Annotated in this window: 24 protein-coding genes; 10 read left to right on the forward strand and 14 right to left on the reverse strand. The window is 63.5% G+C overall.

Features of this window, described 5'->3' with window-relative positions:
• Positions 1-39: 39 nt before the first annotated feature.
• The gene (locus FJ967_RS16840; RefSeq protein WP_140732949.1) at positions 40-570 is read right to left on the reverse strand and encodes a gluconate 2-dehydrogenase subunit 3 family protein; all 531 of its coding nucleotides are present in this window, start codon (positions 568-570) and stop codon (positions 40-42) included.
• A 77-nt stretch (positions 571-647) separates the two neighbouring features.
• Positions 648-1,043 carry a VOC family protein gene (locus FJ967_RS16845; protein WP_140732950.1) on the reverse strand — a complete coding sequence of 132 codons (396 nt, stop codon included), beginning with the start codon at positions 1,041-1,043 and terminating at the stop codon, positions 648-650.
• Between the two features lie 230 nt (positions 1,044-1,273).
• On the opposite strand from FJ967_RS16845, the gene FJ967_RS16850 reads away from it, so the two are divergent.
• Positions 1,274-1,579, forward strand: a complete 306-nt coding sequence (locus FJ967_RS16850) for a ribbon-helix-helix domain-containing protein (RefSeq protein ID WP_140732951.1) — start codon at positions 1,274-1,276, stop codon at positions 1,577-1,579.
• A gap of 104 nt (positions 1,580-1,683) precedes the next feature.
• On the opposite strand, the gene FJ967_RS16855 is transcribed toward FJ967_RS16850, so the two are convergent.
• Together FJ967_RS16855 and FJ967_RS16860 are read right to left on the reverse strand one after the other, a co-directional pair.
• Entirely contained in the window at positions 1,684-2,394 is a 711-nt protein-coding gene (locus FJ967_RS16855; RefSeq protein WP_140733065.1) for a DeoD-type purine-nucleoside phosphorylase, read from the reverse strand.
• Between the two features lie 86 nt (positions 2,395-2,480).
• Positions 2,481-5,057: a PAS domain-containing sensor histidine kinase gene (locus FJ967_RS16860; protein WP_140732952.1), complete on the reverse strand. Its 2,577-nt coding sequence runs from the start codon at positions 5,055-5,057 to the stop codon at positions 2,481-2,483.
• 326 nt (positions 5,058-5,383) lie between these two features.
• Between FJ967_RS16860 and FJ967_RS16865 the strand changes: the two genes are divergently transcribed.
• Complete coding sequence (locus FJ967_RS16865; RefSeq protein ID WP_140732953.1) at positions 5,384-6,136, forward strand: flagellar biosynthetic protein FliO; 753 nt, start codon at positions 5,384-5,386, stop codon at positions 6,134-6,136.
• 138 nt (positions 6,137-6,274) lie between these two features.
• On the opposite strand, the gene dksA is transcribed toward FJ967_RS16865, so the two are convergent.
• Positions 6,275-6,691, reverse strand: coding sequence for an RNA polymerase-binding protein DksA (dksA, locus tag FJ967_RS16870; protein ID WP_006202025.1), 417 nt, complete (start codon positions 6,689-6,691; stop codon positions 6,275-6,277).
• A 274-nt stretch (positions 6,692-6,965) separates the two neighbouring features.
• Here dksA and FJ967_RS16875 point away from each other — a divergent pair, with 274 nt between their 5' ends.
• The 4 genes from FJ967_RS16875 to FJ967_RS16890 all read left to right on the forward strand — a co-directional run bounded on the left by FJ967_RS16875 (position 6,966) and on the right by FJ967_RS16890 (position 10,770).
• The gene (locus FJ967_RS16875; RefSeq protein ID WP_140732954.1) at positions 6,966-7,469 is read left to right on the forward strand and encodes a histidine phosphatase family protein; all 504 of its coding nucleotides are present in this window, start codon (positions 6,966-6,968) and stop codon (positions 7,467-7,469) included.
• A 76-nt stretch (positions 7,470-7,545) separates the two neighbouring features.
• Positions 7,546-9,024 (forward strand): YcjX family protein, encoded by a 1,479-nt coding sequence (locus tag FJ967_RS16880; protein WP_140732955.1) that lies wholly within the window; start codon positions 7,546-7,548, stop codon positions 9,022-9,024.
• Positions 9,021-10,106: a TIGR01620 family protein gene (locus FJ967_RS16885; protein ID WP_140732956.1), complete on the forward strand. Its 1,086-nt coding sequence runs from the start codon at positions 9,021-9,023 to the stop codon at positions 10,104-10,106. Before FJ967_RS16880 ends, FJ967_RS16885 begins: the two co-directional genes overlap by 4 nt.
• Positions 10,107-10,218: 112 nt before the next feature.
• Entirely contained in the window at positions 10,219-10,770 is a 552-nt protein-coding gene (locus FJ967_RS16890; RefSeq protein WP_140732957.1) for a hypothetical protein, read from the forward strand.
• 91 nt (positions 10,771-10,861) lie between these two features.
• On the opposite strand, the gene FJ967_RS16895 is transcribed toward FJ967_RS16890, so the two are convergent.
• The 3 genes from FJ967_RS16895 to FJ967_RS16905 form a co-directional block, all read right to left on the reverse strand.
• Positions 10,862-11,128 carry a hypothetical protein gene (locus tag FJ967_RS16895; protein WP_027029131.1) on the reverse strand — a complete coding sequence of 89 codons (267 nt, stop codon included), beginning with the start codon at positions 11,126-11,128 and terminating at the stop codon, positions 10,862-10,864.
• Positions 11,129-11,310: 182 nt separating this feature from the next.
• A complete protein-coding gene (locus FJ967_RS16900; protein ID WP_140732958.1) occupies positions 11,311-12,519 on the reverse strand; it encodes an MFS transporter in 1,209 nt (402 codons plus the stop codon).
• A gap of 60 nt (positions 12,520-12,579) precedes the next feature.
• Positions 12,580-13,569 (reverse strand): AraC family transcriptional regulator, encoded by a 990-nt coding sequence (locus FJ967_RS16905; RefSeq protein WP_181175931.1) that lies wholly within the window; start codon positions 13,567-13,569, stop codon positions 12,580-12,582.
• A gap of 160 nt (positions 13,570-13,729) precedes the next feature.
• Here FJ967_RS16905 and FJ967_RS16910 point away from each other — a divergent pair, with 160 nt between their 5' ends.
• Both FJ967_RS16910 and FJ967_RS16915 read left to right on the forward strand, forming a co-directional pair.
• Complete coding sequence (locus FJ967_RS16910; RefSeq protein WP_140732960.1) at positions 13,730-15,562, forward strand: monovalent cation:proton antiporter-2 (CPA2) family protein; 1,833 nt, start codon at positions 13,730-13,732, stop codon at positions 15,560-15,562.
• A gap of 14 nt (positions 15,563-15,576) precedes the next feature.
• Positions 15,577-16,122: a DUF924 family protein gene (locus FJ967_RS16915; protein ID WP_140732961.1), complete on the forward strand. Its 546-nt coding sequence runs from the start codon at positions 15,577-15,579 to the stop codon at positions 16,120-16,122.
• A gap of 10 nt (positions 16,123-16,132) precedes the next feature.
• On the opposite strand, the gene folK is transcribed toward FJ967_RS16915, so the two are convergent.
• From folK to folP, 3 genes are read right to left on the reverse strand one after another with little or no spacing between them, the layout of a single operon-like run.
• The gene (gene folK, locus FJ967_RS16920) at positions 16,133-16,645 is read right to left on the reverse strand and encodes a 2-amino-4-hydroxy-6-hydroxymethyldihydropteridine diphosphokinase (RefSeq protein ID WP_140732962.1); all 513 of its coding nucleotides are present in this window, start codon (positions 16,643-16,645) and stop codon (positions 16,133-16,135) included.
• Positions 16,629-16,988 carry a dihydroneopterin aldolase gene (folB, locus tag FJ967_RS16925; RefSeq protein ID WP_140732963.1) on the reverse strand — a complete coding sequence of 120 codons (360 nt, stop codon included), beginning with the start codon at positions 16,986-16,988 and terminating at the stop codon, positions 16,629-16,631. Before folB ends, folK begins: the two co-directional genes overlap by 17 nt.
• A gap of 3 nt (positions 16,989-16,991) precedes the next feature.
• On the reverse strand, positions 16,992-17,843 hold the full coding sequence (gene folP / locus FJ967_RS16930; RefSeq protein ID WP_140732964.1) for a dihydropteroate synthase: 852 nt from the start codon (positions 17,841-17,843) through the stop codon (positions 16,992-16,994).
• Positions 17,844-17,942: 99 nt separating this feature from the next.
• Here folP and FJ967_RS16935 point away from each other — a divergent pair, with 99 nt between their 5' ends.
• Together FJ967_RS16935 and FJ967_RS16940 are read left to right on the forward strand one after the other, a co-directional pair.
• Positions 17,943-18,566 (forward strand): DUF922 domain-containing protein, encoded by a 624-nt coding sequence (locus FJ967_RS16935; RefSeq protein WP_140732965.1) that lies wholly within the window; start codon positions 17,943-17,945, stop codon positions 18,564-18,566.
• A 228-nt stretch (positions 18,567-18,794) separates the two neighbouring features.
• Positions 18,795-20,276 (forward strand): MDR family MFS transporter, encoded by a 1,482-nt coding sequence (locus FJ967_RS16940; protein WP_140732966.1) that lies wholly within the window; start codon positions 18,795-18,797, stop codon positions 20,274-20,276.
• A gap of 4 nt (positions 20,277-20,280) precedes the next feature.
• On the opposite strand, the gene FJ967_RS16945 is transcribed toward FJ967_RS16940, so the two are convergent.
• The 3 genes from FJ967_RS16945 to FJ967_RS16955 form a co-directional block, all read right to left on the reverse strand.
• Positions 20,281-21,312 (reverse strand): NAD(P)/FAD-dependent oxidoreductase, encoded by a 1,032-nt coding sequence (locus FJ967_RS16945; protein WP_140732967.1) that lies wholly within the window; start codon positions 21,310-21,312, stop codon positions 20,281-20,283.
• Between the two features lie 87 nt (positions 21,313-21,399).
• Positions 21,400-21,720, reverse strand: a complete 321-nt coding sequence (locus tag FJ967_RS16950) for a 2Fe-2S iron-sulfur cluster-binding protein (protein WP_137931040.1) — start codon at positions 21,718-21,720, stop codon at positions 21,400-21,402.
• A gap of 143 nt (positions 21,721-21,863) precedes the next feature.
• Positions 21,864-22,232: an Hpt domain-containing protein gene (locus FJ967_RS16955; RefSeq protein WP_140732968.1), complete on the reverse strand. Its 369-nt coding sequence runs from the start codon at positions 22,230-22,232 to the stop codon at positions 21,864-21,866.
• Positions 22,233-22,412: the final 180 nt, after the last annotated feature.

Consider the following 22,412-nt stretch of genomic DNA (forward strand, 5'->3'; position numbering starts at 1 on the left):
CCACGAGATCGGTCAAAAAGCGGTTTGGGACAGAGTGCGTCAGAGCCACTCGATGTCGTTGAAACCGCGCGCGATGTAGCCGCCCTTCGAGTAGGACTCGCCCTCGTAACCGAAGATCGGCCACACCTCTTTCTGGTTGTAGAGGCTGACGACGAGGCCGCCGCGCACCGCCTGGAAGAAAGGCGTCTTCTCCATCTCGGTGAGCAGCGCCACACGCTGCTCTTCCCAGCCGAGCCCGCGATAACCGCCCTTGCCGGCCTTCTTGTCGAGTCCGGCGATGCCCTTCTCGATCAGTTCCTTGTGTGCCGGATCCTTGGCCGCCATTTCGTCATGACCCTTGACGGCGACGGCGTAATATTTGTCCGGCACCTGGTCGTGCGGGTAGATGTCGCGCGCCACCTGGATCAGCGTCGCCATCGTCTCGGGCTTCAGCGCCGAGGTCTCCAGGCCCCAGGCATGCTCCGGACTGATGATGGCGCTGCCTGTAATGACGAGCAGCGCACCGGCGCCGCCGCGTTTGAGAAGCTCGCGCCGCGACAGGCCGGGCTTCCTCTCATAGATCGTGACCATTATTTCCTCCCTGCTTGCTGTTCGCACTCGAAGAGTGCCGTTGCTGGCGCCGCGCCGGTCCGCGCGGCCGGTTGTCCTTATTGGAAGCGCCCTCCGCGCTGCAGAACCTCGATCTTGTAGCCGTCGGGATCGTCGATGAAGAAGAAACGGGCGATCAGCGACCCGTCGCGGTTGAATTCGACGATCTTCTTCGGATTGAGACCGAGCGCGCCGAGCCGGTCGTGCTCGCCGTCGAGATCGGCGACCGAAACCGCCAGATGGCCGTAGCCGTCGCCCAGCGCATAGGGCTCGGTGCGGCCCTTGTTGACGGTGAGTTCGACCTCGAAAGGTGTATCGGCATTGCTGAGGTAAACCAGCGTGAAGGTTTCGAAATCCAGCCGTTGGGCGACCTCCAGGCCGAACGCCCTGGTGTAGAAATCGACGGACCGGGCTTCGTCGAGAACCCGGATCATGGTGTGGATTGCCTTCGCCAAATCAGTCTCCGCGGCTTCATGCTTCGAAGGTGATTATGCGCGCTGGTCAAGAAAGGTGGTGGCAGCCGATTACCACGCATGAGACAGGAAAAACGGCTATGTCCGGCTCCTAAGGACGAAAGTCTGATTGCCGTTCTCGACCGTCCGGTCGAAGATGAAATGGCAGGCAGTGTTCAAAAGGCGCCGGCCGCCCCGTCGGCGCCCAAGACCAACAAAAACGGGAGGTAACGATGTGCAGAGTGTTTGCCGCACAGGATCCGGAAGGCTATCGCCAGATCAACCGGTCGATACGCATCGACGGTCATTCCACCAGCATCCAGCTCGAGGCGACGTTCTGGGCCTTGCTTGACGAAATCGCGGAAAGCCAGAACCTGACGACGCCGAAATTCATCTCGAAACTCTACGACGAAGCGATCGAGATCAACGGCGAGATCCCGAACTTCGCGTCGATGCTGCGCACCACCTGCGCCCTTTATCTGCGCGGCCACCGGCCCTCCGTGGAGGAGCAGATGGTGCTGAAGCGCGAGGCCGCTTAGGGCAGTCCAAGAACGGCACGAAGCGGTATTTTCGGTCCTGAACTGCTTGAGAACTCCGAGGCGGAGCCGTTCGACGGGTCCATGAATCGCTGAATGACTCTGGTTCAGCTATTCGCGGCAACCTCGAGCGCCACTCTGGTCATGTCGGTGAAGAGCGTCTGACGCTCGCGATAATCGGTCTGCTCGCCGGTCTTGATATTATCGACCACCGTGCAGAGGGAGAGTGCGCGCGCCCCGAAATGGCCGGCAATGCGATAAAGCGCGCTTGTTTCCATATCCACGGCCAGGGCTCCGGCCGCCTGTGCCTCGGCAAACCGAATGCGGCCCTGCGGGTGGTAGAAGATGTCGCTGCAGACCGTCGGCCCGACATGGTGCTCGACGCCGAGTTCGCCGGCCTTGGTTAAAGCCAGGGCGAGCAGCGAGCGATCCGGGCCGGCGGCGGCCTCGTAAAGACCGAACACCTGGCCGCTTTGGGCGCTTTCCGGCCTGGCGGTTTGCGAGATGACAAGACTGCGCAGCTTGGCCTCGTCCGTCAGGCTGCCGCAGGTGCCGGTTCGGATCAGTGTGCGAATGCCGTGAAAGTCCAGGAGCTCATGCGCATAGATCAGGAATGACGCCACGCCGATGCCCGTCGTCTGGATGCTGACGGGCCTGCCGCGAAACCAGCCGGTAAAGCCAAGCGCGCCGCGGCGGCGGTTGACGCAACGCGGCCGTTCCAGAAACGTAGTGGCCATCCATTCCGCGCGCTGCGGGTCGCCCGGCAACAAAACCGTGTCGGCGTAGTCGCCCTTGCCTGCTTCGATGTGTGGCGTCAACAGCTGCTCCCCCAAGCCCGCCTGCCGTATTATCGATAATCATGGCGCTGTTACAGCGTCCTGCAAGTGCGCAGCCTTGGAAATAGCTAGGATTCGAGCACATCCTTGACGATTGTGGCCAGTTGCTTGAGCGAGAACGGCTTTGGCAAAAAGCCGAAATGCGCTTCCGCCGGCAGGTTCCTCGCAAATGCGTCCTCGGCATAGCCGGACACGAAGACGAACTTGATGTCCGGCTGACGTTTGCGCAACTCACCGAGCAGTGTTGGCCCATCCATTTCCGGCATCACCACGTCGGAAACGACGATATCGACCTTGCCGCCGAGCGCTTCAAACACCTCCAGCGCCTCGACGCCCGAGGACGCCTCGTGGACGGTATAGCCGCGCGAGGTCAGCGCCCGCACGCCGCCCATGCGCACGGCATCCTCATCTTCGACCAGCAGCACCGTGGCCGATCCGGACAGGTCCTTGGTATTGTCGGCCGGCTTGACCGGCGCCGCGACCGGCGCTTCGCCGGGTTCGGCGGCCTTTTTCGCTTCCGCGAGGTGACGCGGCAGAAAGATGCGGAAGGTTGTTCCCTTGCCGAGTTCGGAATCACAGAAAATGAAGCCGCCGGTCTGCTTGATGATGCCGTAGACCATGGACAGGCCAAGGCCGGTTCCCTTGCCGACCTCCTTGGTGGTGAAGAACGGCTCGAAGATCTTCTTCAGCACTTCGGGCGCGATGCCCGAGCCGGTATCCTCGACTTCGACAACCACGTAATCGGCCGCGGTCAGTTCGCGGTAAGGAAAGGTCTTGCATTCCTCGGCCGTTACGTTGCGGGTGCGCACGGTGAGATCGCCGCCAGCCGGCATCGCGTCGCGCGCGTTCACCGCCAGGTTGACCACCACTTGCTCGAACTGGCCGATATCGACCTTGACCGGCCACAGGTCGCGGCCGTGGTCGATCTTGAGCTTGATGTCGTTGCCGACCAGCCGGGCAAGCAGCATCCTGAGATCGGCGAGCACGTCGGTGAGGTTGAGCACTTCCGGCCGCAGCGTCTGCTTGCGCGAGAAGGCCAGCAGCTGCCTGACCAGCGAGGCCGCGCGATTGGCGTTCTGCTTGATGTTCATGATGTCCGGGAAGGACGGATCCGACGGCCTGTGATTGGTCAAAAGCAGGTCGGAGGCCATGATGATGGCGGTCAGCACATTGTTGAAGTCGTGCGCGATGCCACCAGCGAGCTGGCCGACGGCCTGCATCTTCTGGCTTTGCGCCATCTGCCCTTCGAGTGCCTTCTGCTCGGTCGTTTCGACGGCGTAGACAATGGCCGATTCCTCAGCCCCCTCGCCGCCTGTGCCGTCGGCGACGGCGTTGACGTAGAAACGGATATGCCGCTCTTCATTGCCGGGCAGCACGGTGTCGATCGGATCGATATCGGCCTGGCGCTGCCGGGCTTTCTCGAACGCGGCGGCAAAGGCCGGCCGGTCGCGGTCATGGATCACCGTATCGAGCCGCACGCGGCGATCGACGGCATCGCGGTCGACAACCGAGGAAAACAGCGACAGGAACGGTGCGTTGGTACGAAGGATGCGCCCGCTGGCATCGACGCCGGCGATAGCCATCGGCGTCGAATTGAAGAAGCGGGTGAAGCGCACTTCGGAGGCACGCAGATCCGCCGAGGCATCCTCGCCTTGCGTGCGGTTGAGCACGATGGTGCGCGTTGGCCCGCCGACGCCCTCGCGGCTGGCCGAAACACGATGCATGAAGCGCACCGGCAGCGCCTCGCCGGTCATCGTCGTCAGGTCGAGGTCGATGACCGCATTGCGCGTCGTGCCGGGATCCGCCTTGACCGAGCGCACCAGCGCCATGCCGTCGCCGGCGACGATATCGGGCAAGGCGACAGCGCCGGGCGTGAAGGAGGCGAGGTCGATGCCCAGCCATCCGGCGAGCGTAGCGTTGATGTAGGTGACGCGGCCATCCTGGTCGGCCGAAAAGAAGCCGGCCGGTGCGTGGTCGAGATGATCGATGGCCTTCTGCAGATCGAGGAAGAAACGCTCCTGCTCGGCCCGCTCCTGCGAAATATCGGCCAGTTGCCAGGCCAGCATCGGCAATCGCTGGCCCGGAACGCTGAAGGTGCGGGCGCGCGCCCTGTACCAGCGGGCTCCCGGCTCGGCACCAGGCCGGATCGATTGCGCCAGGCGAAACTCGCCGTCGCCCGGCTGCCCGTCACGCAGACCCGAGGCCAGCCGGTAAATGGTCACCGAGGCTTCGGGAATATCCGAGAGCAATCCTTCGACCGTCTTCAGGTCGGCGCCCGACGAGGCACCGGTCATGTCGGCATAGGCCCGGTTGGCGTAGACGACGCGGCCCTTGGTGTCCGTGACCAGCAGGCCCTGGCCCATCGAATCGACGAAAGCCTTCGAAAGTTCGTCACCCGTCGAGCGCGGCGTGATCTGCACGAAGCCGATCGCCGTCGCGAACAGGAAGCCGACGCCGATCATTGCCAACACGCCGAGCATGCCGAGCAGGAAGGGATCGCCGAGGCGCTCGCGGAAAAGGCCGAAGACGATGGCCGCGCCCGTCAGGACGACGATGAAGATGACGAGCCGGGTGACCGCGCCCGGCCGCGTATTCTGGTCGACGATCGGTACCGGATAGAAATCGCCGCGCGCTTCCTTGGCCATATGCCCCCTGCTCGTGAAGTCCGATGCTCCGACACCCGCCCCTAATGCATGTCGCCCAAAAGTGACTTCGGTTCTGGGAAACGACATGCATGAAAGCAAGGACCTAAAGCGCGTCGCATGAATCGGCTTCAGCGCGACGCGCTTTAGCCGGTTGAATCACATTCTCCTAGTCCCGAAAAGGCCCGGGCGGCAAATGTCGGATAAAAATCATGCCAGCCGCCCTTGCCTGTGTTTCAAGCTGTTCACGATGCGTGAAAGGCAACTTGCGGTGGCCAGTCGCAACGGTCTAGTGTCGCGTCTCTTTCCAAACCGATCAGGGGAAACCAATGCAGTGGCTGGATAGCGTGGCGGGCCCCGGTTATGCGGCGGCACTCCTATGGACCTTCGCGGCGCTGATCCTGCTGGTCATCGTTCTCGTCATCGTCAGGCTCGTGCGCAATCTGACCTTCGGCACGTTTGTCGCCGGTGGCCGCAACCGCAAGACCCGGCTCGCCGTCATGGATGCCACCGCCGTCGACAGCCACCGCCGCCTGGTGCTGGTGCGGCGCGACGACATCGAACATCTGCTTCTGATCGGCGGTCCGACCGACGTCGTCGTCGAGCGCGACATCCGCCTCGCCGCCCCGCGCCGTCCGGCGTTGACCGGAGATGCCGGCCTGCAGCCTGTCCCGGCCGCCGCGGCTCCGGCCGCGAAACCACGCTCGCCGCAACCGGGTCCCGTGGCTCCCAGACAGGCGCCGGCTCCGCAGCCGGCAGCGATGGCGCCGGCCGCCCGCCCGCGTCCGGCAGCGCCCCCGCCGGCCCCGGCGCCCGCACCGAAACCGCCGGTCCAAACCTATCAATCGACCAATGTCACCCCGCTGCCTGCTTATGGCTCCGCCAATGCCAATGTCGTCAAGCACACGCCCGCGCCCCCGAGGCAGGACAGCATCGACGACACGCTGATGAAGGAACTCGAGGTTTCGCTCGACCAGCCCCGGTCCGGCGGCCCGGTGGGCAAACCGGCAGCCAAGGCACCACCGTCGCTCGACGATGAAATGACCAGGCTGCTGGGCGAGCTTTCAAGCCAGAAAAGATGATTTTAGGCCCGGCCCGCCTGCCGGCGAAATGAGTCGGTCGACGTTAAAGCTGTTTTGGCTTGCTGAAGCGCGCGGCGTGCCTAGAAACAAAAATGGCCGGAGAACCGGCCATTTTGAAATCAATGCGCAGACGATCCGTCAGTCGTCGCGATAGACTTTTTCGCGGCGCTCATGCCGCTCCTGCGCTTCGATCGACAAGGTGGCGATCGGGCGCGCGTCGAGCCGCTTCAACGCGATCGGCTCGCCTGTCTCCTCGCAATAGCCGTAAGTGCCCTCATCGATACGCTGCAACGCCGAATCGATCTTCGAGATGAGCTTGCGCTGACGGTCGCGGGCCCTGAGTTCGATGGCGCGGTCGGTTTCCGAAGAGGCGCGGTCGGCGAGGTCGGGGTGGTTGGCGTTCTCTTGCTGCAGGATTTCGAGAGTTTCGCGCGCTTCGCGCAAGATGTCATTTTTCCAAGTGACGAGCTTCAGGCGGAAGTATGATTTCTGCCGTTCATTCATGAACGGCTCGTCTTCGGAGGGTACGTAATCGGCGGTAACGATGTCGTTCATTCGACTCACCCAAACTGCCCCAAATTTGGCGCCTATATATTCGTCGCCCGACGCCTGTACAAGCGCAATCGGCCACCGACTCACGCAATTGTTAAAGTGCGTCCGCAGGCTTCGCTGGAGCGCAATAGATCTGTTTCGATGGCGAAAGTACGACGCCCTCGCCGATCCCCCATGACTGATTCGCAGCACCGCAGCAGCCGAACCATTGTGCACGAAGCCTTTCTCATGGCTAATCACGGCGGAACATCAGCTTTCGGGCATGATCGGAGGTCGAGTGAGCAGGCTGTTTCTGTTACGACACGCCAAGGCCGGCTGGGCCTTGCCGGGCATGCGTGATTTCGATCGTCCACTCGACGCATCCGGCCGTGCCGATGCCGAAAAGATGGGGACCGCGATGCGATCCCGCTCCTATGTGCCTGACCTGACGCTGTGCTCGAACGCCAGGCGCGCCAGGGAAACGCTAGAGGGGGTGGCCGGCCAGAGCGACACAGGCAAGGTGCTCTTTTTCGACTCGCTCTACAGCGAAGACGCTGCTGGATATCTGCGGCTGATCAGGGATCACGGCCGATCCGGTTCGTTGCTGGTCATAGGCCACAATCCGATGACCGAGGACCTCGCCATGGCGGTTTCGGGCGACGGTGGTGAAACGGCGCGGGCCATGCTCAATCATGGCTTCCCGACCTCGGGCCTGGCGGTGGTCCGGTTCCCCGGCGATCTGGTGAAAGCCACGCAGGGCGCCGGCTATCTCGAAGCCTTCCTGACGCCGGCCGATCCCTGATGCCGATTTCCAGCACCATTTCAAAGCCGGGTTCCAGCGCCTATATCGGACGCAAGCAAGTCCGAGAGATCATATTTTGGCATCATCGCTGACCACCTTCACCGACGAGGCAAGAATTGCCTTCGACACATTGTCGGGACGCGCCACCGGGCTTTTTTCTCCATCGCTGCGTTTGGGTGTCACGGGTCTCTCCCGCGCCGGCAAGACAGTCTTCATCTCTGCCTTCGTCCACAATCTGATCCACGGCGGACGCCTGCCGCTGTTCGAAGCGCAGAAATCGGGGCGCATCGCGCGCGCCTTCCTTGAACAGCAGCCCGACGACGCCGTGCCGCGCTTTCAGTACGAGGACCACATCGCCGCCTTGGTCAACGATCGCGTCTGGCCGGACTCGACGCGCGCCATTTCGGAACTGCGGCTGACCATCGAATATGAATCGGCCTCCGGCTGGAACCGCATGTTCTCGTCGGGAAAACTGTCGGTCGACATCGTCGACTATCCCGGTGAATGGCTGCTCGACCTGCCTCTGCTCGGCAAGTCCTTTACCGATTTTTCGCGTGAAGCCCTCGAAATGGCTGTTTTGCCGGTGCGCGAGGACCTGTCGCGGGCCTGGCGAGCGATCTCGGCCGAGATCGATCCGAATGCCGAGGCCGACGAGATGACGGCGCGCCGGCTGGCTGAAAGCTTCGCCGCCTATCTCAAGGCATGCAAGCTCGACGAGCGGGCGCTTTCGACCTTGCCGCCCGGCCGTTTCCTGATGCCCGGCGATCTCGAAGGTTCGCCCGCGCTGACCTTTGCGCCGCTGGCCGGCCTCGGTGACAGGCGCGCGCGCGGCGGTTCGTTGCATGCCATGATGGAGCGGCGTTACGAGGCCTACAAGACGCATGTCGTCAAACCGTTCTTCCGCGAACATATCACGCGCCTCGACCGCCAGATCGTGCTCATCGATGCCATGCAGGCACTGAACGCCGGACCCGGCGCCATGGCAGACCTGGAACGCGCCGTCACCGAAATCCTCGGCTGTTTCCGCCCCGGCCGGAGCAGTTTCCTCACCGACCTTTTCTCCCGGCGCATCGACCGCATCCTGGTCGCCGCGACCAAGGCCGATCATCTGCACCACGAAAGCCATGACCGGCTGCAGGCGATCGTGCGGCGCCTGGCCGACCGCGCCGTGGCGCGGGCGAATTTCACCGGTGCCGATGTCGATGTGGTCGCCATGGCGGCGGTGCGCGCGACGCGCGAAGGCACCGTCAAACAGGGCCGTGAAACATTGCCCGTTATCATCGGCACACCGATCGCCGGCGAGAAGATCAATGGCGAGACCTTCGACGGAGCGACGGAAACAGCTATATTTCCCGGCGACTTACCGGAAAGAATTGATGCAGTGTTCGACCTTTCGGGGACCGATCACAGGCAGGATGCCGTGGACCCGGCGATCCGATTCGTCCGCTTCCGTCCGCCCAAACTCGAACGCACGGCCGAAGGTGTCACGCTGTCGCTGCCCCATATCAGGCTCGACCGCGCCTTGCAGTTCCTGATCGGAGACCATCTGGCATGACCGCGCCCCGCAAACCGGCGGCATTCCGTATCGAGCCGGAAGCCTTGCCGAAACAAGAGGCGCCGCAAGCGCGCCAGGCCGAACCACCGCGCAGACCGCGTTCGATGAAGGCCGATGTGGCGCTGGTGATCCCGGCCGAGGTCGACGTCTTCGACAAACCCGATATCATTGCCGCCGAGCCGCCGCCGTCGATCGCTCCCAGAAAGCGCTCGGCTCTCTCCAGCATCTTCTTCGGCGCGTTTGGCGTGCTTGTTTCGCTGGCTGTCGGCCTGTGGACCGACCAGCTGATACGCGATCTGTTTGCCCGGGCCGAATGGCTGGGCTGGCTCGCCGCCGGCATGGCCGCGGTCGCGCTGCTGGCGCTTCTGGTGATCCTCGTTCGCGAATTCCTGGCAATCGCCCGGCTCGCCGAGGTCGAAAAGCTGCAGAAACGCGCTCTCGATGCCATCGCGCGCGACGATCCGAAGGCTGCACGCTCCGTGGTCGATGAACTATCGGCCTTTGTCGCGGCCAAACCCGAGACGGCTGCCGGCCGGCGCGCGCTGGCCGATCTGCGCGGCGAGATCATCGACGGCGCCAATCTGGTGCGCCTGGCGGAAGCGGAAATTCTCGGGCCACTCGATGCCAGGGCCAAGGTGATGATTCTCGAGGCAGCCAAGCGCGTCTCGTTGGTGACGGCGGTGAGTCCACGCGCGCTTGTCGATGTCGCCTATGTGGTCTTCGAGGCCGGGCGTCTCATCCGCCGCCTGTCGGAACTCTATGGTGGACGGCCCGGAACGCTGGGCTTCTTTCGCCTGGCGCGCAGCGTGCTGGCCCATCTGGCGGTCACCGGCTCGATCGCCGTCGGCGACAGCTTTGTGCAGCAGATCGTCGGCCACGGCCTGGCAGCGCGCCTTTCGGCCAAACTCGGCGAGGGCGTCGTCAACGGCATGATGACGGCCCGTATCGGCATCGCGGCGATGGAGACCGCGCGCCCCCTGCCCTTCAGCGCCGCCAGGCGCCCGGGACTGGGTGATTTCCTCGCCGCGCTGACATCGTTCGCAACCAGGAAAGACACCGAAACAGACCAGCCCGCCAAATGACGCGAGACACTGCCGGATTGCGCTTTGAAGGCCTCGAGGTGACGAAGCATTAACCAATCTTCTTCATGGTCGAACCGGTTTCAAACAGCCTCGTTGTTGCCGGGTGTCGTCGATGAAAAGCGTAATTCTGTCCAGCATCCTGCCCCTGGCGGCGGCGATCACAGCGGTCACCGGCCTTGCCTCCGGAGCCAGCGCCGGAGAACCGGACAAGCAGTTTTTCCAATCGGCCGAAGGCAAATGGGTCGGACCCGGCGAAATCGTCGCCGGCAAGTACAAGGGCACGAAATTCAACTGCAGTTTCACCGGCTCGACGCCCGACGGCAAGACGGGCATGACGCTTGACGGCGGTTGCCGGGTCGGCATGTTCACCCAGCAGATGTCGGCCAGGATCGAGCGCAAGGGCCGCGACTACAAGGGCTCCTTCATGGGTGGCGCAGCCGGGGCCGGCCTCGACATCATCGGCGGCAACGTCGTCGACGCCCGCAAGGTGGTTTTCACCATCAACCGCAACCAGCTGCGCGGCGTCATGCAAGCCCGCATTCCCGACGACAATTCGATGACCGTGACGGTTGCCGTGCGCGTTCAGGACCAGTTGGTGCCTGTCATCGGCATGAGCCTCAAGCGGGTCGACGCCGTCGAAGTCGGTTCCATCGCGCCGAACTGAGCGCGCATCGCGCGCCAAGCCTGAAATACCCTCAAAACAAAAAAGGCGGCAGCCCATCGCCACCGCCTTCCTTGAAACAGACTATTCGGCGTCAGCCCTTGATAGCCGCGGTCACCTCGTCATACGCCTTGCAGGCGTCGGCCAAGGTCGTGGAACCCTGATACTTGGTCGTCACCGCCTGGACCTTGGCGGTCAGGTCGGCGGCCTTTGACGGATCCTTGGTGATTGCTTCCTGCAGCGCGGCGGCCATGTCCTGCGCCTTCTTGGTCGCGATCTCGGTCGTGCATTCCGGTGCCTTCGAACAGGCCGAACCGGCAAGCACCGCCAGGCCGACGGCAACAAGCAAAAACTTCTTCATGTCAGTCATCTCCTCAAAAAGGGGGCGACTTGATCGTCGCTCACCCCTCCAATGGCCGAAGCCGAGCGTGCTCTAACCTTCGATTGTGGCAAGATGCAACGCGCTACCGCCGTCAACTTGTGTAACGCGCCTGCAACAAGCCGACGGCCGGATCGAGCCCGCCGTACCGGTGGCTGCAAAGTTCAGCTACGCGGTTGCAGCAGCGCCAGGACGGCCGTCGATGCCGCGAGGATGGCAGTCACGGTCAAAGGCGCCGTAGGGCCATAGGTGTCCACGACATAGCCGCCGACAACAGCGCCGATGGTGATGGCGACCTGGAAAGAGGCGACCATCAGGCTGCCGGCCGCCTCCAGCGCGTCAGGCGCCGCACGAGACAGATTTGTCGGCAGCACCACCGGCGCCATGCCGAAGGCGAAGCCCCACAGCGTGGCAAAGCCAAAGGCAACGCCGACATGCACGCCCCAAAGCACCAATGCGAGCGCCGCGAAAGCCATCAATGCAGCCGTAACCACGAGAGCCACGTGGATATTGGCGTCGGCCATGCGGCCACCGGCGATATTGCCGATCACGGCTGCGATGCCGAATCCAAGCAGCGCCAGGGCAATTGGGCCGGTTGCAAGAAGCGTCACGTGTTCGAGGAACGGACGCACATAGACCGAGCCGGCGAAATGCCCCGTCATCAGCAAAAGAATAGCAAGCATGCCGAGTTGAATGCCACGCCGCCTTGTCAGCCGAAGGACGTCCGCAAGACTATTGCTTGCCGTTGCCGGCAAGGACGGCAGGCTGAGCAACTGCAACAGCATGGCAAGCAAGGCCAACCCCGCCGTCATGGCCATGGCGCTGCGCCAACCCAGCCAGTCGCTGATCAATGCGCCCATCGACGGCGCGGCAATGGTTGCGAGGGAGACGCCGAGGGTGACGATAGCCATGCCCCGCCCCGTCGCGTTTGCACCGACCAGCCTCGCCACGACAGCGACCGAAAGCGCCCAGAAGGCGCTGAGAGCGATACCCAGCCCGGCTCGGCCCAGCAACAGCAACCAGAAATTGGATGCCAACGCCGCCAGAATATTGGAACCGACCGCCAAGGCCATGAGGCCAACCAGCACCGTCTTGCGATTCAACCGGCCGATGAGAACGTTGCTCAGCATGGCCGTCACGGCGCCGACGGAAGCGGTGGCGGTGACGACCTGCCCGGCGGTTCCTTCACTGATGCCGAGATCGCGCGCCATTGGCGTCAACAGGCCTGCCGGCAGGAATTCGGCTGACACCAGGGCAAAGCTGGTAGCCGCCAGTGAAATGACCGCGAACCAGGTGGCTGCGCTCCACGCGGCTGGGGCGTCGGCGTCAAGGCCGGTCGCGGCGTCTTCAAGTTGTAATGTTGTGTCTGTCACGGAAGGATCTCCAAAGTTTGGAGATGTTAGATAGGCGAGTTCGACCGGATCATATGTACCTTAAAATCCGAAATTCATGTCTGTTCGTCCGGAAATTGTGCGACGCACAACGCCAGGCGACACGTTGGTGATGCGCTTGAAGGCGCGCGCGAATGATGCCTCGGAATCATAGCCCAGGCGGGTGGCGACCTCAGCCACCGACAAGCCGTTTTGCCCCAACAGCTCGCGGGCAAGCTGCATGCGCAGACGGGCGAGATAGCGTGCCGCGCCTTCTCCCAACACGGCGCTGAAGCGCTCCGCGAAAATCGAGCGCGACTGGCCTGCCAGGCCGGCGAGGCTTTCGAGCGTCCAGTTATGGCCGGGGTCTCTGTGCATGGCTGCCAGGGCGCGGCCAATATGGGGGTCGCGGATGGCCGCGAGCCAACCGGTGGTCGAGGCTCCCGTGCAATTGACCCAGCAGCGAATGAGCCGGGCAGTCAGCAAGTCCGCCATGCGCGACAGGATCGTGGCGCTGCCCATCTGCGGTTGCGCGGCCTCGGCGGTCATAGCCGCCAGCAAAGGACCGACGACCGGGTCATTGCCGGCCACGTCGCAACCCTTGATGACGGGGGGCATCAACGTGATCAACGGGTTCAGCGCACAGACGCCCAAAGCCATCGAGCCGCAGAAAAGGGTGCTTGCCGCGCCGGTGCCTTCCCGCACCACTTCGCAGACGTTGCTCCCAAGCTTGGTCACCTGGCAATCCTCGAGCGAGCCACCTGCAACGTCCGGCGCGCTGGCCAACCGGTGGGCGATGCCTTGCGGCAGCAGCACCAGATCGCCATCGCGCAACTCCTGCCAGCCCTGCGCTTCGGTATGGATCCAGCATGGACCCTGGCCAACAAAGTGAAAACGCAGCAGCGACTGTTGCGGAAATTCTATGCTCCAGGGATGCCGGAGCTCGCAGCGGCCGTAATTGACACCACTCAAGCGAAAGTCCTGCAGAACTTCGCTAAGCGCATCCATGGGGATATGTGGCGGCGGAGACGGTCGGGACGAATGGTCAGCCATTTCGCCGATATAGACACCAAAAGTCCGGCACACAAGCGGAGACCATGCTCCACCCAGGGAATTCGTCTCAACGGCCCCCTACCCGTCCTGGCAGGCTCCCCGCCCTTGCTCCCACTCCAACCGCATGCGAGGAAGTCTGTCGGACACAGGGACAAGAGGCATGGCGGTAGAGACATCGGGCAGCGATCTGATTCAGGTAGTGGCGCTGCTCGCCGCGGGCGTCATTGCCGTTCCCATCTTCAAGCGCATGGGCCTTGGCTCCATTCTCGGTTATCTCGCCGCCGGCGTGGTGATCGGCCCGTTCGGCATCGGCGTCTTTTCCGAATCGGGGGCCATCCTGCATGTCGCCGAGCTCGGCGTGGTCATGTTCCTGTTCATCATCGGCCTGGAAATGCAGCCGTCGCGGCTCTGGGGCCTGCGTCGCGAGATCTTCGGGCTTGGCGCGCTTCAGGTCGGGGTCTGCGCGGTGCTCCTGACCGGTGTCGGCATGGCCGGAGGGTTTCCGATCGCGCAATCCTTCGTTGCCGGCGCCGGTTTCGTGCTGACCTCGACGGCCATCGTCATGCAGCTTCTGGAGGAACGCGGCGAAATCGCCTCGCCCAAGGGCCAGCGCATTGTCTCGGTCCTGCTGCTGGAGGATCTCGCAATCGTGCCGCTGCTGGCGCTGATCGCGTTCCTGGCGCCGGGCAGCGCCGACACCAGCCTGTCGGAGCGGCTGACCGAGGTTGGCATCGGCCTCGCCGCGATCGTCGGATTGGTGGTGGCCGGACGCTATCTGCTCAACCCCTTCTTCCGCATCCTCGCGGATGCCCGTGCGCGTGAGGTGATGACGGCCGCCGCACTGCTGGTCGTGCTCGGATCGGCGCTCGCCATGCAGCTTAGCGGCCTGTCGATGGCGATGGGCGCGTTCCTGGCCGGCGTACTGCTCTCGGAATCGACCTTCCGCCATCAGCTCGAAGCCGACATCGAACCGTTCCGCGGCATCCTGCTCGGGCTCTTCTTCCTTGCGGTCGGTATGTCTCTCGACCTGCATGTGGTGGCCGCGAACTGGAGGCTGATCGCCGTCTATGTCGTCGCCTACATGGTGATGAAGGGTCTCGGCATCTACATTGTCGCCCGCGTCCTGAAATCGGGCCACCGCGAGGCGCTGGAACGAGCCGTCTTCATGGCGCAAGGCGGTGAGTTCGCCTTCGTGCTCTATTCGGCGGCCGCCGCCGTCGGCATCATCGACGGCCAGGCAAACGCGACGCTGACGGCGATCGTCATCATCTCCATGGTGCTGACACCCCTGGCGATCATTGCCTTGCGCTATGTTACGCCGCGCGACGAGCAGTCGCTGGACGGCGTCGAAGTCGCCGACGGCCTGACCGGCAGCGTGCTGATCATCGGTTTCGGCCGCTTCGGCCAGATCGCCAGCCAACCCTTGCTCCTGCGCGGCATCGATGTCTCGATCATCGACAACGATGTCGAGATGATCCAGGCCGCCGCCGATTTCGGTTTCAAGGTCTATTATGGCGACGGCACTAGACTGGATATCCTGCACGCGGCCGGGGCCGGCCGGGCGCGCGCCGTGCTCATCTGTGTCGACAAGGCCGATGCGGCTGTTCGGATCGCCGAGCTGATCAAGGCCGAGTTTCCACTGCTCACGGTGCTCGCCCGGGCGTTCGACCGCGGCACGGCACTACAGCTCATTCGTGCCGGCGTGGACTATCAGCTGCGCGAGACCTTCGAATCGGCACTCGTTTTCGGCGGCTCGGCGCTGGAATCGCTTGGTGTCGACCCTGAAGACGTGGCTGAAACGATCGATGACGTCAGGCGCCGCGATACCGACCGTTTCGAGACCCAGCTCGCCGAAGGCATTCGCGCCGGTCAACGTTTCCTGAGAGGCAATATCGGCACGCCGATTCCGACACCGCTCTCCACCCCGCGCCGTCCTGGTCAGGCCCTCAATGAGGAGACGGCCGGCGTTCTGCACAAATCCGAATCCGATTGAACAGGGAACCATGCATGGAATTGGACAGCAGGGCGCTATCGGTCACCAAGTTCTGGCGCGATGCCGGCGAGGATGCATGGTTCGAGAAGAACGAAGCCTTCGACGCCGATTTCCGCGATCGTTTCCTCGACCTGCATTACGCCGCCGCGCGGCGTGAGTGCGACGCCTGGTCGGAACACGCCGAGGGTTCGCTGGCCTTGATGATCCTGCTCGACCAGTTCCCGCGCAACTGCTTTCGCGGCACCGGCCACATGTGCGCGACCGATCCGCTGGCAAAGCATTTCGCTCAAAAAGCTGTCACCGCAGGTCATGACCTGGCCCTGGAACCCAACGTACGCGTGTTCCTGTACCTGCCGTTCGAACATTCGGAAAACCTTGCCGATCAGGACATATCGGTCGAACTGCACACCGCCAAAGCCGAGTTCAACCTGAAATATGCGCTGGAGCACCGTGACATCATCCGGCGCTTCGGCCGTTTCCCGCATCGCAACAGGATGCTCGGACGCGAAACGACGCCCGAGGAAAAGGCATTCCTCGACGGCGGCGGGTTTTCCGGCTGACGCGGCGGCCCTACCGCAGCCACCAGTCGCGGCCGGATGGCAGCCGCTCGATGCCGGCCGCGTCGACCGAGCCCAGCCGATCGGCCACGCTTTTGCCGGCGATGGCGAGACCCGGCGCGACCTCGGCCAGCGGCGCCAGTACGAAGGCACGCTCCAGCATGCGCGGATGCGGCACTTCCAGCCCGGTTTCATGGATGATTTGGTCGCCGAACACCAGGATGTCGATGTCGATCAGTCGCGGCCCCCACCGCTCCTCGCGCACGCGTTTGAGCTTTCGCTCGGCATCGAGGCAGAGGTCAAGCAATGCCCGCGGTGACAGCCGCGTCGACAGCCCGGCTGCGGCGTTGAGGAAATCCGGCTGGTCGAGCTTGCCCCACGGCGGCGTCCGGTAGAGCGAGGAAACGGTGGCCACGTCGGTATCGGGATCGGCGTCGAGCAGGCGCAGCGCAGCCGCCATCGACCGTGCCGGATCGCCGAGATTGCCGCCGAGGCTCAGATAGACGGTGTTACTCGGGCCAGACAACGGTCACCTCGACATAATCGAGCACGCCGGGCACCGGTGCATTCGGCTTGCGAACCGTGATCTCGGCCTTCCTGATCTGGGGAAAGCGTTGCGTAAGGGCTTTTGCCACCTCGAGCGCCAGCGCCTCGATCAGGAAACGCCGGTGCCCGGTGATGATCTCCTCGATCACGGTGAAGGCGACGCCGTAATTGACCGTTTCGCCGATGGCGTCATCGACCAGCGCGCGCCCCGGCTCGACGGAGAGCGAAGCGTCGACATAGAAACGCTGCCCGAGCCTCTCTTCCTCGTCCAGCACGCCGTGCCGGGCAAAGAAGGCGCAATTTTTCATGCGGATGACATACATGGCTCAGTGTTCCGATCTGCCGGTTTGCCGCGCCAACATAGCATCCGCCACCGCCAGCGCATCCACGTTGATTGCGACATCGTGGACGCGAAACAGGTCGGCGCCCTTCAATCTCAATATGACGCTCGTCGCCGCTGTTCCCGCTGCCCTGTCGGCGGCGTCGCGGCCCGTAACGGTGCCGATGAAGCGCTTTCGCGACGTACCGGCCATGAGCGGGAAGCCGAGCGCGCAGAGTTCGGAAAACCGCGCCATCAGGTCGAGGTTTTCTTCCGCCGTCTCCTTGGCGAAGCCAAAGCCGGGATCGAGGACGATATGGTCGTCTGCGACACCCTGCCCGCGCCCGATCTCGAGCGATTTTTCCAGGAACGCCAGCTGATCGGCGATCACGTCGGGCAGCTTGTCGCGGCCCCGGCCGGTATGCATGACGACCAGCCCGGCGCCCGTCTCGGCAGCCACCCGTGCAATGTCGGGCTCGCGTTGCAGGCCACAGACGTCGTTGACGATATGCGCGCCGGCCTCGACGGCGAGCCGCGCGGTCTCCGCGCGATAGGTGTCGACCGAGATCAGCACGCCGCCAGCATGTGCCAGCGCCTCGATCACGGGCAGGATACGGGCCTGCTCCTCACTGGCCGAGATCGTGGCTGCGCCTGGCCGGGTCGATTCTCCGCCGACATCGATGACCGCGGCTCCTTCTCCGATCATGCGGCGCGCCTGGATGAGCGCGGCCTCGGGAGCGTCGAACAGGCCGCCGTCGGAAAAGCTGTCGGGCGTGACATTGAGGATACCGACGACCACGGCCTTGCCGCCAAGCTCGAGATAACGCCCATGCGCCAGCTGCCATCGCCTCGCCGTCATTGCTCATCTACCATGGGGTCATCAACGATGTGTGATGCGCATCGGATCAGTTCCGTTGCGCCGGCAAAGGCCGTAAAGCAAGCTGACCGAAGAGGCAACATGATGAAACGATCCCTGTTCTGCGCGCTGCTGATCACCCTTGCCGCCGTTCCGGCGAACGCGGCCAATCTGGTGAAGACATACAGCTACTTCGCCATTGGCGGCAGAACCCTCGAGGATATCGAGCAGCAACTCGCCAAACATGGACCGCAGGTCAAAAGCACAGGATCGCGCCATCCGGGCGCCACCCAGATGGCCTTCACCACACGCATCAGCTACGCCAGCCAGGCCGGCTCGTGCCGGATCGCCGACGCGGTCGTCACCGTCAAGGTCAAGGTGATCCTTCCCGAATGGCGCCGCCCGCGCAAAGCCGACGCCGACGTGCGGCTGTTCTGGGATACATTGTCGGCCGACATCAAGCGCCATGAAGACCGTCACGTCGAGATCGCCAAGAACCACGCCCGCGCGCTGGAAGACGCCCTGAAGGCAAGCTATCCCCAGAAGGACTGCAACGCGGCCAAGGCCAAAGCGGCCGAAATCACCGCGGCCGAGCTTGCCAGGCACGACCAGGATCAGGTGCGGTTCGACCGTGTCGAGGGCGCCAATTTCGAAAGCCGTATCCTGCGGCTGCTGCACTACCGCATGGAACGCATCGAGAGCGGCCGGCTGCCACCGCCGGCGTGACTCTCTGCGCGTGCAGTGGCACCGCCGCGAGCCAAACGCACCCAAGCATAGGACCAGATTCGAAACTTTTGTCGGATGGCGGTCGAAATCGGCCTATATCGGACGACATTATCACGGGTTGGCAGGGCACAATCTTCGACACGAGCACCAGGACCGATCGCGCGGCGGTGACACCAGACAAGCCCAACCGGTAACCCGCACGGCGCGCAAGCACACGGACAAACGACCATGGACCAGGCTGTCGACAAGCAGACAATGGCGGCTGCAGCCACGCCGCTGACCGAAAGCGAGAAGAACGCCATCATCGGTGGTGTCCTGCTGTCGATGCTGCTGGCAGCGCTCGACCAGACCATCGTCGCGCCCGCCATGCCGACCATCGGACGCGCGCTTGGCCATGCCGATTACCTGCCATGGGTCGTCACCGGCTATCTTCTGACGGCGACCGCCGTGGCGCCGCTCTACGGCAAGATCTCAGACGTCTACGGTCGCCGGCCGACGGTCTATGCCGCAATCCTGATCTTCCTTGCCGGGTCGCTGGTCAGCGCGCTGGCGCCGAACATGTTCGTCCTCGTCCTGGGACGCGCGATCCAGGGGGCCGGCGGCGGCGGCCTGTTCGCGCTGACGCAGACCGTTGTCGGCGACCTCGTTCCGCCGCGCGAGCGGGCGCGCTACGCGGCGTGGTTCTCCGGCACATGGGCCGTTGCCAGTGTCGCCGGGCCGTTGCTGGGCGGCACCTTCGCCGAACATCTGCACTGGTCGCTGATCTTCTGGATCAATATCCCGCTCGGCTTTCTCGCCATGGCGATCATCAACAAACCGCTCAAGAAGCTGCCGATCGCCGCCAAGAACCACAGCATCGACGGCCTTGGCGCTTTGCTTCTCATCGTGGCCACGGCTCTGCTGCTGCTGGCGCTGAACTGGGGCGGCAGCGCCTACCCCTGGACATCGCCGGAAGTGATGGGCGTTCTCGCCTGCTCTTCCGTTTTCTGGGCCGCCTTTGCCTTGCGGCTTATGCGGGCTGCCGAACCGCTCATCTCGCTCGAGGTGCTGGGCAACCCGATCGTGCTGGCCGGCACGCTGTCTATGTTCCTGCTGCAGGCCTCCAGCATCGGCCTTGCGGTCTATCTGCCCGTATATCTGCAATCGATCATCGGCCTGACCGCCAGCGAGTCGGGCATTGCAATGCTTGGTCTACTGCTTGGAACCGTGGCCGGAGCCGCCTCCAGCGGCCGCCTGATACCGCGCTTCACGCACTACAAGCGAATCGCGATGTTCGGCGTCACCTTCTCCATACTGTGCCTTGGCCTGCTTGCGCTTGTCGCCGGCCATGCGTCGCTGCTGGTCGTCGAGGTGCTGACCGTCTGTATCGGGCTGGGAACCGGGACCACATTTCCGGTAACCACCGTCTCGGTGCAGAATGCCGTCGACCGCATGCATCTTGGCGTGGCTACCGGCGTGCTGACCTTCCTGCGCTCGCTGGGCAGCGCATTGGGCGTGGCGATGCTCGGTGCCGTCGCCCTGGGCTTCGGCTTGCCGCTGGCCGGCGAAGGCGTCGAGGTCGCTGGACATGTCGCGTCGGCTCAACCGTTCGTCATGATCTTTCTCGTCGCCGCCGGCACGCTTTTGCTCGGGCTCGTGACGCTGACGCTGATGCCCGAGAAAGAGCTTCGGGGCCATGTCGACAATCCGGCGCCGATCCTGTCGGAGTAGAGCCCTATTCTGAAACGCCGAGCTTCTTCTGCAGGCTGGTCGACGAGGTCGTGTACTGGAACACGATGCGTTCGCCGGGGCTGATGATGCGCTTGGCGGCCTGCGCCATCAGCGCCACCTCGTGGAAGCCCGACAGGATCAGCTTCAGCTTGCCCGGATACCAGTTTATGTCGCCGACCGCGAAGATACCTCGCACCGAGGTCTCGAATTTCTCGGTGTCGACCGGGATCAGGTTCTCGTGGAGATTGAGGCCCCATTCCGCGATCGGGCCGAGCTTCATGGTCAGGCCGAAGAACGGCAACATGCGGGTACAGGGTACCTCGATGTCGCCATCCGGGCCGCCCTTGATGGTGGCCGATGCCAGCTGGCCATCGGCTCCGGTGAGCCCGGTCACCTGACCGACCCTAAATTCCAGTTCCTTCATCTCCTGCATGGCGTACATTTTGTTGACGCTGTCGGGTGCGGCGCGAAACTCGGGGCGCCGGTGAACCAGCGTCACGCTCCTTGCCACCGGTTGCAGGTTCAGCGTCCAGTCCAGGGCCGAGTCGCCACCGCCGACGATGACCAGGTCATGGCCGCGAAACTCCTCCATCCGGCGAACCGAATAAAAAACGCTCGTGCCTTCATAGGCCTCGATGCCCGGGATCGGCGGACGTTTGGGCTGGAATGAGCCGCCGCCGGCGGCGATCACCACCACCTTGGCCTCGAAAACCTCGTTCTCGTCCGTGGTCACGCGAAAACCGCCTTCGTCCAGCTTTTCGAGGCTGGAGACCATCCGGTTGTAGGTGAAATCAGGCTTGAAGGGCGCGACCTGCTCGAGCAGCTTGTCGACAAGCCCCTGCGCCGAGATCGAGGGCCATCCGGGAATGTCGTAGATCGGCTTCTCCGGATAGAGTTCGGCGCATTGGCCGCCGGGCTTGTCGAGAATGTCGATCAGATGGCACTTCAGGTCCAGCAGGCCGAGTTCGAACACGGCGAACAGGCCGACCGGCCCTGCCCCGACAATAAGGACGTCTGTGCTGATGATGCCGCTCATGATGCGCCTCGCTGCGAAAGACCGGGCGAGACTGCATGAGCATTGGCCCGCTGCCAAGCGCCAGCGGGAAAAATTGCCGATGCTGGCTTAGCCCTGGCGTTCGGGCACCCGCACGACCAGGCCGTCGAGCGCATCGCGCACCTTGATCTGGCACGACAGGCGCGAGTTCGGCTGGACGTCGTAGGCGAAGTCCAGCATGTCCTCTTCCATCGCCTCCGGTTCGCCGACCTCGGCCGTCCATGCCTCGTCGACATAGACATGGCAGGTCGCGCAGGCGCAGGCGCCGCCGCATTCGGCCTCGATGCCCGGCACCGCGTTGCGGATGGCGTTCTCCATGACCGTCGAGCCGTTTTCGGCATCCACGTCGAAATGTGTGCCGTCATGGGCGATGAAGGTCAGTTTGGTCATGTGTCACCTGAAGGGAATTCGCCCGGGACGAAGAAGCGTTTCGCCCTGGACGAAAAGGAGTTTCGCCCGAGATAATCACTCCGGCAAACAAGTCAACTGCCGCGCGAAAGCGGCGCTCCGTGACGTTTTTGTCGTAAACCGGATCAGCGATTGATGGCGGCGATAAAGTCGCGCACTTCGTCGATCAGCCTGCCAAGCCGCTTGAGCGTCTGGACGTCCTCCGGCTGGCGCTCGATCTCGGTGGCGCAATCGGCGATGGCGAAGGCGCCCACGCCGCGGGCCGATCCCTTCAAGCCGTGAGCCAGCAGGAGCCGATCCTTGATACCGGCGTCGACTATTTTGTCGCGCACCGACAACGCCTGCTGTACAAACAGTGCCAGCACCTCTTGCTCCAGGGCGCGGTCGCCCATCGTTTGCCGGGCAAGGTGTGCCAAATCGACCGGCCGGGACTGCCTCGTTCCCGATACGTCGCCCCCGGGCATTGAGAAGGCAATGCCGCTTTCGCCACGCATGAACTCGAACTCCGTTTCTTCGGTCGCCTGAAAACTAGGCGAATCCAATGGACAACGGGTTAATGAATGGCCCGGAAAAATGTTGCGAAAGCGGCGCCCAAATCACGGTTCCGTTAACCTTATATTTAAAGTTTTACGTATCCCGCGGAATGCATGTTTTCTTTACCCCCCTGTGTCATT

Source organism: Mesorhizobium sp. B2-3-4 (genome assembly GCF_006442315.1).
Classification (GTDB): Bacteria; Pseudomonadota; Alphaproteobacteria; order Rhizobiales; family Rhizobiaceae; genus Mesorhizobium.

What these genes read in the sequence shown, in the direction of transcription:
- FJ967_RS16840 (WP_140732949.1), bottom strand. Translation starts at nt 570, where the DNA reads ATGGTCACGATCTATGAGAGGAAGCCCGGCCTGTCGCGGCGCGAGCTT.
- FJ967_RS16850 (WP_140732951.1), top strand. Translation starts at nt 1,274, where the DNA reads ATGTGCAGAGTGTTTGCCGCACAGGATCCGGAAGGCTATCGCCAGATC.
- FJ967_RS16860 (WP_140732952.1), bottom strand. Translation starts at nt 5,057, where the DNA reads ATGGCCAAGGAAGCGCGCGGCGATTTCTATCCGGTACCGATCGTCGAC.
- FJ967_RS16865 (WP_140732953.1), top strand. Translation starts at nt 5,384, where the DNA reads ATGCAGTGGCTGGATAGCGTGGCGGGCCCCGGTTATGCGGCGGCACTC.
- dksA (WP_006202025.1), bottom strand. Translation starts at nt 6,691, where the DNA reads ATGAACGACATCGTTACCGCCGATTACGTACCCTCCGAAGACGAGCCG.
- FJ967_RS16885 (WP_140732956.1), top strand. Translation starts at nt 9,021, where the DNA reads ATGACCGCGCCCCGCAAACCGGCGGCATTCCGTATCGAGCCGGAAGCC.
- FJ967_RS16890 (WP_140732957.1), top strand. Translation starts at nt 10,219, where the DNA reads ATGAAAAGCGTAATTCTGTCCAGCATCCTGCCCCTGGCGGCGGCGATC.
- FJ967_RS16895 (WP_027029131.1), bottom strand. Translation starts at nt 11,128, where the DNA reads ATGAAGAAGTTTTTGCTTGTTGCCGTCGGCCTGGCGGTGCTTGCCGGT.
- FJ967_RS16905 (WP_181175931.1), bottom strand. Translation starts at nt 13,569, where the DNA reads ATGGCTGACCATTCGTCCCGACCGTCTCCGCCGCCACATATCCCCATG.
- FJ967_RS16910 (WP_140732960.1), top strand. Translation starts at nt 13,730, where the DNA reads ATGGCGGTAGAGACATCGGGCAGCGATCTGATTCAGGTAGTGGCGCTG.
- FJ967_RS16915 (WP_140732961.1), top strand. Translation starts at nt 15,577, where the DNA reads ATGGAATTGGACAGCAGGGCGCTATCGGTCACCAAGTTCTGGCGCGAT.
- folB (WP_140732963.1), bottom strand. Translation starts at nt 16,988, where the DNA reads ATGTATGTCATCCGCATGAAAAATTGCGCCTTCTTTGCCCGGCACGGC.
- folP (WP_140732964.1), bottom strand. Translation starts at nt 17,843, where the DNA reads ATGACGGCGAGGCGATGGCAGCTGGCGCATGGGCGTTATCTCGAGCTT.
- FJ967_RS16935 (WP_140732965.1), top strand. Translation starts at nt 17,943, where the DNA reads ATGATGAAACGATCCCTGTTCTGCGCGCTGCTGATCACCCTTGCCGCC.
- FJ967_RS16940 (WP_140732966.1), top strand. Translation starts at nt 18,795, where the DNA reads ATGGACCAGGCTGTCGACAAGCAGACAATGGCGGCTGCAGCCACGCCG.
- FJ967_RS16945 (WP_140732967.1), bottom strand. Translation starts at nt 21,312, where the DNA reads ATGAGCGGCATCATCAGCACAGACGTCCTTATTGTCGGGGCAGGGCCG.
- FJ967_RS16950 (WP_137931040.1), bottom strand. Translation starts at nt 21,720, where the DNA reads ATGACCAAACTGACCTTCATCGCCCATGACGGCACACATTTCGACGTG.
- FJ967_RS16955 (WP_140732968.1), bottom strand. Translation starts at nt 22,232, where the DNA reads ATGCGTGGCGAAAGCGGCATTGCCTTCTCAATGCCCGGGGGCGACGTA.